The 13583-nt window shown below is 49.3% G+C and carries 11 protein-coding genes and 1 riboswitch; of the genes, 5 read left to right on the top strand and 6 right to left on the bottom strand.

What is annotated here, in order from left to right:
* Nucleotides 1–423: 423 nt before the first annotated feature.
* Nucleotides 424–1455, bottom strand: coding sequence for an alpha/beta hydrolase (locus tag IEW26_RS27325; RefSeq protein WP_111272139.1), 1032 nt, complete (start codon nucleotides 1453–1455; stop codon nucleotides 424–426).
* Nucleotides 1456–1869: 414 nt separating this feature from the next.
* Between IEW26_RS27325 and IEW26_RS27320 the strand changes: the two genes are divergently transcribed.
* On the top strand, nucleotides 1870–2613 hold the full coding sequence (locus IEW26_RS27320; protein WP_110899147.1) for an IclR family transcriptional regulator: 744 nt from the start codon (nucleotides 1870–1872) through the stop codon (nucleotides 2611–2613).
* Between the two features lie 224 nt (nucleotides 2614–2837).
* Nucleotides 2838–2951, top strand: a riboswitch (TPP riboswitch).
* 449 nt (nucleotides 2952–3400) lie between these two features.
* Nucleotides 3401–5224, top strand: a complete 1824-nt coding sequence (gene thiC / locus IEW26_RS27310; RefSeq protein ID WP_229730074.1) for a phosphomethylpyrimidine synthase ThiC — start codon at nucleotides 3401–3403, stop codon at nucleotides 5222–5224.
* 731 nt (nucleotides 5225–5955) lie between these two features.
* On the opposite strand, the gene IEW26_RS27305 is transcribed toward thiC, so the two are convergent.
* From IEW26_RS27305 to IEW26_RS27285, 5 genes are all read right to left on the bottom strand, one after another.
* The gene (locus IEW26_RS27305) at nucleotides 5956–6399 is read right to left on the bottom strand and encodes a hypothetical protein (protein WP_188594684.1); all 444 of its coding nucleotides are present in this window, start codon (nucleotides 6397–6399) and stop codon (nucleotides 5956–5958) included.
* 510 nt (nucleotides 6400–6909) lie between these two features.
* Nucleotides 6910–7584: an aspartate/glutamate racemase family protein gene (locus IEW26_RS27300; RefSeq protein WP_188594683.1), complete on the bottom strand. Its 675-nt coding sequence runs from the start codon at nucleotides 7582–7584 to the stop codon at nucleotides 6910–6912.
* Nucleotides 7585–7719: 135 nt separating this feature from the next.
* Nucleotides 7720–7887, bottom strand: coding sequence for a hypothetical protein (locus IEW26_RS27295; RefSeq protein ID WP_161557043.1), 168 nt, complete (start codon nucleotides 7885–7887; stop codon nucleotides 7720–7722).
* 563 nt (nucleotides 7888–8450) lie between these two features.
* Nucleotides 8451–9275 carry a zinc ribbon domain-containing protein gene (locus IEW26_RS27290; RefSeq protein WP_229730073.1) on the bottom strand — a complete coding sequence of 275 codons (825 nt, stop codon included), beginning with the start codon at nucleotides 9273–9275 and terminating at the stop codon, nucleotides 8451–8453.
* 78 nt (nucleotides 9276–9353) lie between these two features.
* Nucleotides 9354–10304: a helix-turn-helix transcriptional regulator gene (locus IEW26_RS27285; RefSeq protein ID WP_188594681.1), complete on the bottom strand. Its 951-nt coding sequence runs from the start codon at nucleotides 10302–10304 to the stop codon at nucleotides 9354–9356.
* A 304-nt stretch (nucleotides 10305–10608) separates the two neighbouring features.
* Between IEW26_RS27285 and IEW26_RS27280 the strand changes: the two genes are divergently transcribed.
* The 3 genes from IEW26_RS27280 to IEW26_RS27270 all read left to right on the top strand — a co-directional run bounded on the left by IEW26_RS27280 (nucleotide 10609) and on the right by IEW26_RS27270 (nucleotide 13350).
* Nucleotides 10609–11307, top strand: coding sequence for a response regulator transcription factor (locus tag IEW26_RS27280; RefSeq protein ID WP_188594680.1), 699 nt, complete (start codon nucleotides 10609–10611; stop codon nucleotides 11305–11307).
* A complete protein-coding gene (locus IEW26_RS27275) occupies nucleotides 11300–12406 on the top strand; it encodes a HAMP domain-containing sensor histidine kinase (RefSeq protein ID WP_188594679.1) in 1107 nt (368 codons plus the stop codon). Before IEW26_RS27280 ends, IEW26_RS27275 begins: the two co-directional genes overlap by 8 nt.
* 80 nt (nucleotides 12407–12486) lie before the next feature.
* Complete coding sequence (locus IEW26_RS27270; protein ID WP_188594678.1) at nucleotides 12487–13350, top strand: M15 family metallopeptidase; 864 nt, start codon at nucleotides 12487–12489, stop codon at nucleotides 13348–13350.
* Nucleotides 13351–13583: the final 233 nt, after the last annotated feature.

Below are 13583 nucleotides of genomic sequence, written 5' to 3'. Positions count from 1 at the left end.
CGATCCTCAAGTAACCTTTCATCATTCCACGCAGTCTACGTTCATTTATGCTATATAAGTTGAACTAAGGATTTTACACCATCCACTCCGATGACAGAACAACCTGGAGAGTAGCGGTTATCCCCAGATTTTTTTTGAATTCCCTTTTACAAAGGGGAAAATCCGGTGATAAGTGTATGCTTCCGATGCAGCTTTCTTTCAGAAAGCTTTCAGGCGACCGCTTCGCTTTTTCAGGTTTTTTCTGTCCTCTCCGTTTACGTGTAAATAAATAGTTCAGCTTATATAGCTCTGTCTCAGGCAGTATATTCCGGGGGTGTGTTGTCCTATGTGTATACAAAAAAGAGCCCCTTCGGGGCTCTGAACACGTTCACTGAGCTTTGCAGCGTGGACCACGCTAACAAAGTTCATCTATAAATTAGTAGCTCAACGCACATTATTACTTGCGGTTTGCTGCACATCGTCACTGCTGGTCTTGGTCACATGACTCAGGAAAGTCGAAACACGGCGTAAATATTCCTTCGGATGCTCCCTGAAAATCAATTCGTGATGCGCGTCCTTCACGATCCATTCCTCCGAATATGGATTGGTCTGATTGGCGGCAAGCTGTTCAGCAATTGGATAAGGAGCCTTCTCATCCTCCGTACCGTGGATAAAGAAGATCGGGAACGAATAGTCCTTTTTCTTCACTTCCTGATACGGAATCTGTTGCAGACCTGTCCCGTTCAGCACAGGGAAGAGCAGCTTCATAATCTCCAGTGTAGGCTGGCGCGGCAGATTGATCTGATTATGAATGTTATGGTAGAGCGTGTCCGGCTCCAGCAGGAACGTGCTGTCCAGAATCATGGCATCTACTTCATTCGTCAGCAATCCGGTCTGCAAAGCGGTGCCTGCTCCCATGGAGAATCCCCATACGACCAGTTCCTGCGCTCCGCGCTGCTTCGCGAATTGAATAGCACCAAGCAGCTGCTGTGACTCGGCTTTGCCGCCAGTCGCTACAGCTCTGTTGATTTGAGAGGCAAAGCCGTAATCAAACATCACAACATTGAACCCGAGCTGGTGTGCGTAGTGGGCCAGATCATACATCGGCACCCAGGTTTCCTCGCGGTTGGCACCATATCCGTGACTGAAAATAATCGTTTTACCCGAGTCATTACTAGCGGGAATATACCAGCCCTGCATTGTGCGGCTGCCGTCTGCTGCCGGGAAGGTGATATCCTCGTATTTCATGTTTTTAGCCTGCATGGGATTCGAGAAAACAGGTGCGACTGTAGGGTTCGAAAGCACCCATGCAATATAACCGTGTAAGGCAATAAAACAAAACAACAGGAAAAATACAACGGAGAGCAGCAACGCTACGACAATATGTTTAAACCGAATCAGCCTTGGTGACAACGAAGAGGGCAGATCGGACACTTTGGTATGCAGCGGGGCTTCGCTCTGGGATGTCGAATACATGCACGCCCCTCCTTTACAATTCAGTTAAGCGAAATTCAGTATACGATTACAACGGGCAAACAACAGCTATTTATTTACTTAAAATCAAGCATACATCCTGATGCTAAAGTCATGCTTTAGCATGGATTTAATTAAATGTGTTCCTATCTTTATCGTATGTTCCGATATAGTTAAAGTCAATTGATTAGCGCCATTTGTTACGCAATTGTTATATAGTTCTTTAGTTGTATAGATAACATTTCCATAGTGTGAAATTTACAGGAGATTAAGTTGCATGAGAGATGCGTAAAATGGCATGTTATTTTCAAGTTTTCGCCAGCTTTATCACTCTTTCCGGTTTACAGATGAGACTGTTTCTCATATAATTTATGTAACCAAGTTTCATGTGATGAAACATGAGGAGGGCATCATGCCATGGAAGACCGCAAGTTAACCGTCCGGGCTGTAGAACGGGCGCTGGATATATTACTATGTTTTACCACGCGCAGCGATCTTGGACTCACCGAAATTGCCAGCCAGATCGGTCTGCACAAAAGCACGGTGCATCGCTTGATGGCTACGCTGGAGGATAAAGGCTTTGTCATTCGTGATGCGGCCACGGAGAAGTACCGACTGGGCATTCGCATCTGGGAGCTGTCTGCCCATATGTCACGCAGTGATGATCCTGCGATTCTGCTGCTGCCTGCGATGGAGAGGCTTCGGGATCGTTTGGGTGAAACGGTGAGTCTCTACCTTCGAGACGGCAGCGAGCGGATTCGGATTCAGGCGGTACAGAGTGATCAGGCCATTCGCCGGGTTGCGCCTGTAGGGGCCAGATTGCCGCTTTCCGTAGGAGCCTCCAGTAAAGTTCTGATGGCATTTGCCACGGAAGAGGACCGCGAAGAGCTGATGAACGGCCCGGAATGGCCCGTATTTATCGACCCGGCCGTGTATCTTTCGCAGATGGAAGACATCCGGGAGAGCGGGTATGCAACGAGCTATGAAGAGCGTGAGCCTGGAGCGGCTGCGGTGTCCGTACCGATTATGGATCGCAGGGGCAGCATCGCGGCAGCGCTTTCTGTGTCCGGCCCGGTCAGCCGGCTCTCACAGGAGACACTGCATGAGTATGCACCCGTGCTGAAGGAAGCGGCAGCGCAGATGGGACTTATGTTGTCGTAAATTCGGTGGCGTACTTTTGTTGGAGTGAAGTTGACTTCGATATTTGTTCCAACCGAATTTGTGCTAATGGACTTTTGCTCCAGTTCCATCCGAACAAACAAATTCTCTGGAATATAAAGGTTGTATTTCTAACCAGATTAAGCTACTCTGTAATGGACGGCCCGGCGGGGCCAGTTTGAGCATCATCGTTTAAGTTGAACAGCGGTGTGTATGCCGCAATATGTTTACGTTACTGGGGGAGTCCGAATTGTCCGGACTGAGACGGGATCGCACGAGATTCCGGACCCTTTGCACCTGATCTGGATCATACCAGCGTAGGGAAGTAATCGGCCTTTTGACCACAAACACTATAGACGTTAACCTGGCGCAGATGCTGTTTTTGCAGCGAGATGCCTATGTTTACGTGTATGGTGATGGACATGAGTCGGTTCCCTCGGAACCGGCTTTTTTATATACAGCGGCAAGTCGAGCCTCGTATGTTGAGCGTCCGCCTTCGTGATATCCTTGATCTGATCGCAGATTATGCAGGCAGGGTTAGACGACAGGGTGGAGCAACGAACAACAAAAGCGGTGAAATCACCTGAACTCATCGTGAAGCCAATCCCGAATTCGACGCTGCCTGTACATAATAAGATGTCTCCTGGATCAATGCGGCTGTGTGCGCAGGGTCATTCCTGTTGTGCTTCTGTGCTCTGGATGTTCTGGACAGGTGGGTGAGCCATGCAAAGCTGACACATTCGTGTACAAACGACACGGAGCCAAAATCACGGAGGAGGAGACAGGAGACATGAATACAGGTAACGAAACGGGGAAGCAGATCGGAACAGAGGAATTGGGGCGCGATGGTCATCCGGTGGAAAAGAAAACCGGAGCGGCGGAAGGGGTTCAGCCCTTCCCCGGCAGCCGCAAAGTATACATTCAGGGCTCACGGCCGGATATTGCTGTACCGGAGCGTGAAATTGCCCTTCATGACACGAATACTCCCCAAGGGGTGGAGCATAATGAGCCGCTGCGTGTCTACGATACGAGCGGCCCGATGACCGATCCCGATTTCCAGATGGATATTCGGAAGGGGCTGCCAGCGCTCCGGAATCACTGGATTATGGAGCGCGGTGATGTAGAGGCATATGAAGGCCGGGCGGTGAAGCCCGAGGATAACGGCTTGAAGCCTGGCGGACGGAGAGCCGGGGCGGAGGAATACCCCGGATTCCGGGGGCAGCCGCTGCGCGCTCAGGCTGGGCGCTGCGTTACACAGATGCATTATGCGCGGCAGGGCATCATTACGCCAGAGATGGAATATGCCGCGATCCGTGAAGGCGTAGAGCCTGAATTTGTACGGCAGGAGCTGGCAAGCGGGCGGGCAATTCTGCCATCCAACATCAATCACCCGGAGAGTGAGCCGATGCTGATTGGTCGACATTTTCACGTTAAAATCAATGCGAATATCGGCAACTCGGCTGTATCTTCCTCCATCGAGGAGGAGGTGGAGAAGATGACCTGGGCGGTGCGCTGGGGCTCGGATACGGTGATGGACCTCTCTACAGGCAAGGACATTCATACGACCCGGGAATGGATTATCCGCAACTCTCCCGTGCCGATTGGTACGGTGCCGCTCTATCAGGCGCTGGAGAAGGTGAACGGAGAGGCTGAGGCTCTAACGTGGGAGCTGTACCGGGACACACTGATCGAGCAGGCGGAGCAGGGCGTGGATTACTTTACGATTCATGCCGGCGTGCTGCTGCGTTATATTCCGATGACCGCGAAGCGGATGACTGGCATCGTGTCCCGGGGCGGGTCGATTATGGCAGCGTGGTGTCTGGCACATCATCAGGAGAACTTTTTGTACACCCATTTTGAGGAAATCTGCGAGATTATGAAAAGGTATGACGTGGCCTTCTCTCTGGGGGATGGACTGCGTCCAGGCAGTATCTACGATGCCAATGACGAGGCACAGATGGCGGAGCTGGCAACGCTCGGTGAATTAACGCAGATTGCATGGAAGCATGATGTGCAGGTGATGATCGAAGGACCGGGGCATGTGCCGATGCACAAGATCAAGGAAAACGTCGATTTGCAGATGGAAATCTGTCAGGAAGCGCCGTTCTATACTCTCGGCCCGCTGACCACCGACATCGCGCCAGGCTACGATCACATTACGTCTGCCATCGGAGCGGCGATGATTGGCTGGTTCGGTACGTCCATGCTCTGCTACGTAACGCCTAAGGAGCATCTGGGGCTTCCCAACAAGGACGATGTGCGTGAAGGGGTTATCGCTTATAAAATAGCTGCCCATGCCGCGGATTTGGCCAAAGGCCACCCACGCGCCCAGCGCCGGGATGATGCGTTGTCGAAGGCACGCTTCGAGTTCCGCTGGCGGGATCAGTTTAACCTGTCACTAGACCCGGAACGGGCACTGTCCTATCACGACGAGACGCTGCCCGCAGAAGGGGCGAAAGAGGCACATTTCTGCTCCATGTGCGGGCCGAAGTTCTGCAGCATGCGCATCACGCAGGACATCCGTGCCTTTGCCGCAGACCGTGGCTTGAGCGAAGAGCAGGCTGTAGCCGCCGGGATGCAGGCGAAAGCCGAGGAGTACCGGACGCGTTCGTAGGCGAGAAGGTAGCGTAGTATCGTGGTATCGTCGCATGATAGTATCGTAGAAGTGGAAGTGGGAGTGGACGAAAGGCAGTTTCAGTAATATAAAAAGTGACCCGGACTCAGGCCTGTAGGCTCGAGTCTCCGGGTCACTTTTTATATCCGATGTAAGGTTCCAAATCTCGTCTCCCAATTCTAACGAATCCTACAAACCTTATTTGGCCGTTTTTGCCACTGTGAAATTTCTAACGAATCACAGCGACGTTATTTCACCCAAAATCGCCGCAAAACGAGAAATATACACCTGAAAACCTGAAATAGCGTTTCTAGGAATCGTTACATTTCCAACGGGACTAAAAAGCACCAAATAGCGTCATCTGGAATCGTTAGCCGTACTTTTACTGGCCTACTCCGTCCACCGATCAACGGCCCGTCAATGCCTTCGGTACTGGCCTACTCCGTCCACCGATCAATCGCCCCACTAACTACATCAGCTACTAACTTACCATGTCCACCGATCAACGGTCCAACAACTACTTCAGCTACTAGCCTACCGTGACCACCGATCAATCGCCAACCAATTACTTCGGCTACTGGCCTACTACTTTCCTACGTATCAACTACCAACCGTTAACTCCCGTGCCAACTACCTGTCAAACATCTATCCAACATACCTGCTGCACTATCTGTTCGTCTTGTCCATCAACTCTACTCAACAGCAGTCCATCTTGCCGACACTCCAGCGATTTAGTCATAATATCCTTTAGTATAAACGGCTACTGTGGAGAAGCAGAGATGTTTTATCTCGTCCTGCTGATTTTCGGGAGGCATCTCCTGAAACCAGGGCTCCTGCATATCTGCTCGAGTCATTGGCACTGGGCGCCATAGAATCAGGCCTATCTCATCAAACTGGTAACTGCATCCAAGCTCGGGGTCTTCGCGGTCATAGGGAGCAATCTTGTCCAACTGCGGAATAAGAGTATCGGCTTCCGTGCCCAGCAGATCCAGCTCACCCAGTATACACTTGAACTCGTCGCTTTCATAAAACTCAATAAATTGCGCTTTGCCTTGAGCATCATACTCCACTTTGGGATCAAAGGTGAAGGCGTCTGTCTGTTCAACTTCCTTCTGTGTCATGCCAAGCCGGATATCCCCGATGGATTGACCAGGTTCTACAGCGAGCTGTTTCATGATTTCATTCCTCCAAAATTTAAAGTGTACATGTATGTAGCTGTGGTGATTTATGTAAAAGACGAACCGCATGGACAGGTTAAGTCAATTATGGCTGCATGGAGCGCAGCATGCGGTGTAAAGGTTACTGATGGAGCATAGAGCACGTCATGCGGTATAAAGGTTACTGATGAGCATAGAGCACGTCATGCGTTGTAAAGGTTACTGATGGAGCATGGAGCACGTCATGCGTTGTAAAGGTTACTTATGGGTACATGGAGCTCCAGTGTGCTATGTGGGTTAACTATGAGTACTGGAAGCACCACATGGTGCAGCGTGCTCTTTTTTTAGAGTACGTGCAGCACCATATATGCACCATAAACAAGTTACTTTTGAACAATAGATCGACAACGTTAGCTAAATCCAGTTGTTTAGTGCAACGGTGTAGCAACGTAGATGTTTGTGTGTACGAGGGGAACAGGTGTGGTACACATGACACATGACAACGTGACCAACGCGTTACATAGTCACTTATACCTTCTGTTTAATGCCGATATCTCGCTCCAGAGTCGGGCTCAACGTTGATAGTGGTGTATAGATGGCCACACCTGCACTCAGGGATGCTTGCTCAGCAGCAGGGGCCATGGAGAGCTGGGCGGCTACCAGGCAGGTGTCCTTGCGTTCAAGGGCTAGCTGGTGCAATGCTTCTTCCAAAGCCGCAAGATAGCCGTCCTGGTCCCCCCGCATGACCATATCAAACAGGCCTGGCAGCAGCACGGATTCAAGCTCGGGCTTGTCTTTTTCTGCTCCATGCCGATCCAGATGTTCACGATACCGGGCCATTGTCGGCTCAACTGTCGCAGGATTCGTAAACGCCAGCAAATATCGTTTCGGCTGCCTTCTCATCATGGCGAGAAGTGAATCATCAATGCCCGTTACCGGAATCGGCAACGGTTGCGTTTGTTCCAGTACAGCTGCAAACAAGGTGCACGTCACAAGAATGACATCGGCATGACAACGGCTCATCCATTGCAGTGTCTGGTTTACTTTTTCCCGAACAAGAGTGTTGTTGAAGTCCTCATCATGCTTGAGTCGATCAAGACCCGGGTCCACATAGTGAACCAGTTCTACAGCATAAGAAGCCAGTGCTTGCTCGATCAGTCTGATGTTGGAGTGGTGTGCGTGGAAACAGGCAATTGTGGTCATAGGCCATCCCCTTTATGTAGAGGTGACGATAAGGCGCGCCCAGAACACACAATGAATGAGTCACAGGTAAACACAGCCACGCCTGAAATGTCACTTTTACCGTAGTATAGGGAGTGGGGGAACAGATGTAAAGCGTTATCTCATATTCATGGATACGTTCTTTTTCGCCATTTTTTGCTGTAAAATTTCATGGAAGGATAGGCCTTGAGTGTTCTCATTTTCTTTCTTCGGAGCAGCGGTCGCCGTGTTGCGTGGATATTGGTGGTGATACGGGATCATTTGCTGAATAGGCATGCGGATCATCTTGGTTCCTCCTTACATGCATGATGGACATGCATCATTGTATTGGTTTAATTCATTTATTTATGTTGAGTTGTATATTTCATATGTATTTGAGAAGTGAGTTGTGTCATTTCAAAATAAAATATATTCACCTTGTTCACGCATAGGTACATATGACTTGTTACATGAAAGAGCGGGAATGGACAACCAATTCCGACTCGGATGTAGTGATTTTACCCGGTATTCGCAGGATGTAAACGGTTTTAAGGGAATTCAGGAATAAAGAACCTGATATGAGAGAGCGAAGATGGGAGCAGGGAAACAGGTGTTATGCGAATGGTCCTAATTTTAAAGAAGTCAATGGTGCTTGCTTTTAAGGCATATGTCCAAGTAACTAGGTATGGTATATGCTAACTAACTTGGTACTATGGTCGGGGTACACTGCTCGGAAAATGTAAAAAAAACTGCCAAGACCTCTTGGCAGCTGTTGTTCCTTCTCTTAACGTCTTCAATTCTTTAATTCTGTTATTCGCTTTGATGGTTTCCCGCGTTTCTGTTCGATCTTCTCCAGGCTGAACCAAGTGTTATCTGCGTTCTTTGACCGCGATATATACATCCACCTGCATATTCCCCGGGTCCAGGCTGCGTTCATCGTAATATTCAAAATCTCCCGTAAACGTGCGATCACTTTGGTGTTCCCAGGCCCAGACCGCGCCCCATAATTCACTGACCACCTCAACCATCGGCCCGGTTCTCGATGTAAACACCGCATAAGTCGCAGGAGGCAGCAGGACCTCATCAAAGCCTTCGGGCAGCGAGTCTTCCGCACCGATCTCATGTCCGACCAGGATGGTATATTCACCGGCAATACCGTCTGTGTAATCGGAGTAACAGCCATAACGTGCAGCCTCGGGAGCCGGAATATGTTCTGAGGCAAAGTAACGCGCCCAAAGCGCACCGATGCTGCCTTCGCCGCTCATCTCAATTGCGTTGGTCGTACGTGCTGACAGTCCGGCAAGTCTTTTGCCAGGCAGGGTTACATAGCGAACAGGCTCTCTGGAGAACGAGGCATTGTTTGCTGCATCAGCTGCATCTGACGAAGATGCCGGGGCGTCTGAACCTGTTTTATCTGTAGGGGTTATGCTTCCTGCAGACTGCCAGCGTTTCAGATAAGGCAGCTGGTTGCGCAGCATCGAGCGGGCGGATTCTTCGTCCAAGCCTTCCTGCTTGAGAATAGTGGTGCACATCTCAATCATGCCCTCAAGTGACATACCTGGCTGCTCAAACTTGCCATCCTTGTAACAATAAATGCAGTATTCACGGGTCGGGCTTCCATCCATCTCCGTACCGAATTGTTCGGCACTGGTGAGCGGCATTCCACAGCTTTGACATACCGTAACGTTCATCATTCATTCCTCCTCGGGTTTAGGTACAGCTTCAATCTGATCATAGTTGAAGTATACGGGGAGGAACTGGACAGCTGTCTGTCAGGTTTGAACAGAGAGTTTATAATTTTGCACGATTTGCTCTGCAATGCGGCAGACGTTATCCCGAATATGCAGAGGCTCCAGCACCTCCACGTCTGCGCCAAAGCCTAGAATAAAGCCATACAGCCAGTTATCTTCCGGGAAAGCAACCTGACTGATATAATACCCGTTCCCGTCAGGCAGTACATTTTCAATGCCAAACCATTCTTCCGCCAGATGCCGGACACGGGAATGGAATTTCAGCGTTATGCCGATCTGATTGTCCGGGCGGCTCCATTCCTGCTGCCAAGGTCTGTCCTGAAGGTTAACGGCCTTCCGTTCAAAATGCTGTGTATCCAGAGTGACCTCCTTCATCCGCACCAGCTTGAACATGCGAAATTCATTTCGCTCATGACAGAAGGCATACAGGTACCACGCGTGCCTTTTCAGTACAAGGGTGTGAGGCTCAACCGTCCGGCAGGTCTGTGCTCCTTCGGCACTGCAATAGGCAAAACGAATACACTGCAGCTGATCTATGCCCTGATCAATAACCTTTAATTTCTGCTGCAGCGCTTCGGGATGTGTCCATGTGGAATAATCCACGATGAAGCGGTGAGTGCTGGCTTGAAAATCTTCATTTTTAGCTTCGGGTACGATACTGCTCAGCTTCTCAACCAGTAACTCTCTTGCAGTATTCGTGTGCGAGGTGGAGATACTGCGCAGCGCGGTGACGATGGACACGAGGTCTTTATCCGTCAACAGGTTGCGATCCAGACGATAACCTTCGGTAAGTCCGATTCCGCCGCTTGCTCCCTGATACGTCACGACCGGGATGCCGGCTTGGCCCAGTGTGTCGATGTCCCGATAGATCGTGCGAACGGATACTTCAAACATGTCGGCCAGTTCTTTCGCCTGCAAACGCCCGCGGTTAATGAGCAGCACCACGATGGCTAACAAACGCTCCAGTTTCATAGTTTGGTTTCCTTTCATATATGGGTCTATATGTGTTGAACTATTTTTTACACTTGAACGGAGAGGACAGAAAAAACCTGGAGAAGCAAAGCGTTCGCCTTTATCACCGGATTTTCCCCATTAGAGAAGGGAATCAAAAAAATCTGGGGATAACAGCGATCGGAAGGTTATTCTGTCATCGGAGTGGACTGTGTAAAACATTTGTCTAACTTAAATAGCCTTGCTTTAATTGTTTATCTGGTCGTTATCTGTTAGATTCATAGGTATTATATGCCCAGCATCCCATATAGGAGTGAAATAAGCAATGAAGCGAATTACGATTCTGATTGCGGACGATGAAATAGAGATTGCGGATCTCGTTGCTTTGCATTTGGAAAAAGAAGGATATCACACCGTCACGGCATCAGACGGACAGTCTGCGTTGCAAGCAGTTCAGACACAGGCGATTGATCTGGCTGTTCTGGACATTATGATGCCGGGCATGGACGGGTATGAATTGACACGTAAAATACGGGAGCAGCATCATTTTCCAATCATTTTTCTGAGTGCCAAAACTTCGGATATGGATAAAATTACGGGGCTCGTGATGGGTGCCGATGATTATATGACCAAACCGTTTAATCCGATGGAGCTTGTCGCTCGCGTGAATTCTCAATTGCGGCGTTTCCTGCAATTCAGCCAGTCCACAGCGGCGGCGCAGCGCCCCATACTTGAAAAAGGCGGTCTTGTCATTGTGCCAGACCAGCATAGCGTGACGCTTTACGGTAAACCGCTGGAATTAACACCGAAGGAATTTGATATTCTGGTGCTGCTTGCAAGCAATCCGAAACAGGTGTTCAGCGCAGAGAGTATTTTTGAAAAGGTGTGGGGCGAGGCTTATTTCGAAAGCGGCAATACCGTCATGGTGCATATTCGCACACTGCGCAGGAAGCTGGGAGAAGACATAGACAAGAACAAGTTTATCAAAACGATCTGGGGCGTGGGGTACACGTTCAATGACTAAACGGAGAAGCTTTCGCACAACGATGATTATGCTGCTTGGTCTGAGCATGCTCGCTTCTGGCGTGGTAACGTTTATCGTGTATAAGCTGCTGCAGATGTACTATATGGGTGTGAGGGCAGAGGATCAGCTAGCGGAGTATCGTCATATCATGAGAAGCATCGGGGATATTTATGTGTTTATGATCCTGTTTATCCCGCTTGCGATTTTATTTTTCTACTTGTTTACGAAGCCGTACGTAACCTATTTCAAAGAGATTTCTGTCGGCATTAATCATATGGCTAACGGAGATTTTGATCATCAGGTGCAGATTGTAGCCAAAGACGAATTGGGTGCACTTGCGGAGAGTGTAAATCTGGCGAGTCAGAAACTGCGCGAAGCGGTGGAACGTGGTGATTTTGCAGAGAGCAGCAAGGATCAACTCGTTGTGAATCTGGCACATGATTTGCGGACACCGCTGACCTCCGTGCTGGGTTATCTGGATCTGCTAATGAAGGATGATCAGTTGACGGAGGAGCAGGTAAGGCACTTTACCGCGATTGCGTTTGCGAAGTCCCAGAGGCTGGAGAAGCTGATTGATGATCTGTTTGAGATTACACGTATGAACTACGGCAGGCTGCCTGTGCATCAAACGCGGCTGGACCTGAGCGAGCTGTTAAAGCAGCTGAATGAGGAGCTCTATCCTGTTTTCGAAAAAAATCATCTGGTTACCCGTTTACATATGGAGAACGATCTTACCGTATTCGGAGACGGAGAGCTGCTCGCCCGCGTGTTCGAGAATTTGCTGATTAACGCTGCGCGGCATGGCAAGGACGGCATGTATGTGGACATCAACGGATATCTGGAAGAGGGCCAGGTCGTTATTCAGGTGACGAACTATGGCGGGCATATTCATCCTGACGATCTTCCGCGTATTTTTGACATGTATTATACAGGGGATCGGGCGCGGTCATCTCAAGATGGGGGCACGGGTCTCGGATTATTCATTGCGCGTAACATTGTGGAACAGCATGAAGGTGTCATATCGGTTGTTAGTGATGTGGTACGCACCAGATTTGAGGTTCGTTTGCCTGCTTTCCAGCAGACCGTTCGTGAAATTTAAGAAAAACTTTATAATTGCCCTGCGTTTTCTTTAAATTGTTTCGTCTACCCTTGAAGTATGATGGGAAGGAGGAGCAAGTGATGAAAAAGTGGGGCTTTCTGATATGTATCATCCTGATTGGATATATCATAGCGCAAGCGCCGGCAGTCTTGGGCGAGAAAAAGGAGAAGCCGGTTATCATTTTGAACAACGACGAGAAGCATGCTGGTTACAAGGCAGTGTCGGGTGAGGATATGAAAGAGCAAATACATAAAGGTAATCTCGTGCTTGTGAATTCGAAACATGCCATTCGGCCGGAGGGTGTTCGCTCCGATATTGTAAATGTGGCTGAAGAGGCAGCGCTTGTTCAAGGTTACGGATTGATGGATCAGAGACTGATGTTATCCCGTGAGGTGGCGGAACGATTTCGGAAGATGGTGGAAGCGGCCGGAGCAGAGGATGTACGATATTTTCTGATGAGCAGCGGGTACAGAGATTTTGAGAAGCAGGACGAGCTGTATCGGGAAAAAGGTTCGGACTACGCACTGCCTGCTGGCTACAGCGAGCATAATCTGGGATTGTCTCTGGACGTAGGCTCCAGCCTGGCCGCGATGAGTGAAGCTCCTGAAGGCGCATGGCTGGAGAAGAATGCGTGGAAATACGGTTTTATTTTGCGATATCCCAAGGATAAAGTGAAAGTGACGGGGATTCAGTATGAGCCCTGGCATTTCAGATATGTTGGCATGCCGCACAGTGCAGTGATGGCGAAGAATGATATGGTGTTAGAAGAGTATCTGGAGATGTTAAAAGAAAAGAAAAACGTCACCGTTGATCTGAACGGCGAAACGTATCATATCCATTATTATCGGGTGTCGAAGGATACCCCGGTATATCTGCCAGTGAATGAGCCTTACGATATATCTGGTGACAATATGGAAGGCGTTATTGTTACCGTTAAGAAGTGATTGTAATAAGTTCTGTGCAGCGCCTGCGATGGCAACGCAGGTTGTAACAGGAGTTACAAACAATATCACCGTTGCAGGGCCACAATCAGTAGAGCAATGTGCCAGAGGAGAGGACAGAAAAAACTGAATAAGTGAAGCGGTCGTGCCTGAAAATTTACTGCAAAGAAGCTGCATTGGAAGCATACGCTTATCATCGTATTTTCCCCTTAAAAGGGGAATTAAAGAAATCTGGA

Source organism: Paenibacillus silvae (assembly GCF_014639235.1).
Classification (GTDB): domain Bacteria; phylum Bacillota; class Bacilli; order Paenibacillales; family Paenibacillaceae; genus Paenibacillus; species Paenibacillus silvae.
Note: the sequence above shows the minus strand (reverse complement) of the source record. Positions and strands in the feature narration are given on the sequence as shown.

Coding starts and splice junctions, on each gene's coding strand:
- IEW26_RS27325 (WP_111272139.1), bottom strand. CDS start 1,455: ATGTATTCGACATCCCAGAGCGAAGCCCCGCTGCATACCAAAGTGTCC.
- IEW26_RS27275 (WP_188594679.1), top strand. CDS start 11,300: ATGACTAAACGGAGAAGCTTTCGCACAACGATGATTATGCTGCTTGGT.
- IEW26_RS27295 (WP_161557043.1), bottom strand. CDS start 7,887: ATGATCCGCATGCCTATTCAGCAAATGATCCCGTATCACCACCAATAT.
- IEW26_RS27290 (WP_229730073.1), bottom strand. CDS start 9,275: ATGATGAACGTTACGGTATGTCAAAGCTGTGGAATGCCGCTCACCAGT.
- IEW26_RS27320 (WP_110899147.1), top strand. CDS start 1,870: ATGGAAGACCGCAAGTTAACCGTCCGGGCTGTAGAACGGGCGCTGGAT.
- IEW26_RS27280 (WP_188594680.1), top strand. CDS start 10,609: ATGAAGCGAATTACGATTCTGATTGCGGACGATGAAATAGAGATTGCG.
- IEW26_RS27300 (WP_188594683.1), bottom strand. CDS start 7,584: ATGACCACAATTGCCTGTTTCCACGCACACCACTCCAACATCAGACTG.
- IEW26_RS27285 (WP_188594681.1), bottom strand. CDS start 10,304: ATGAAACTGGAGCGTTTGTTAGCCATCGTGGTGCTGCTCATTAACCGC.
- IEW26_RS27270 (WP_188594678.1), top strand. CDS start 12,487: ATGAAAAAGTGGGGCTTTCTGATATGTATCATCCTGATTGGATATATC.
- thiC (WP_229730074.1), top strand. CDS start 3,401: ATGAATACAGGTAACGAAACGGGGAAGCAGATCGGAACAGAGGAATTG.
- IEW26_RS27305 (WP_188594684.1), bottom strand. CDS start 6,399: ATGAAACAGCTCGCTGTAGAACCTGGTCAATCCATCGGGGATATCCGG.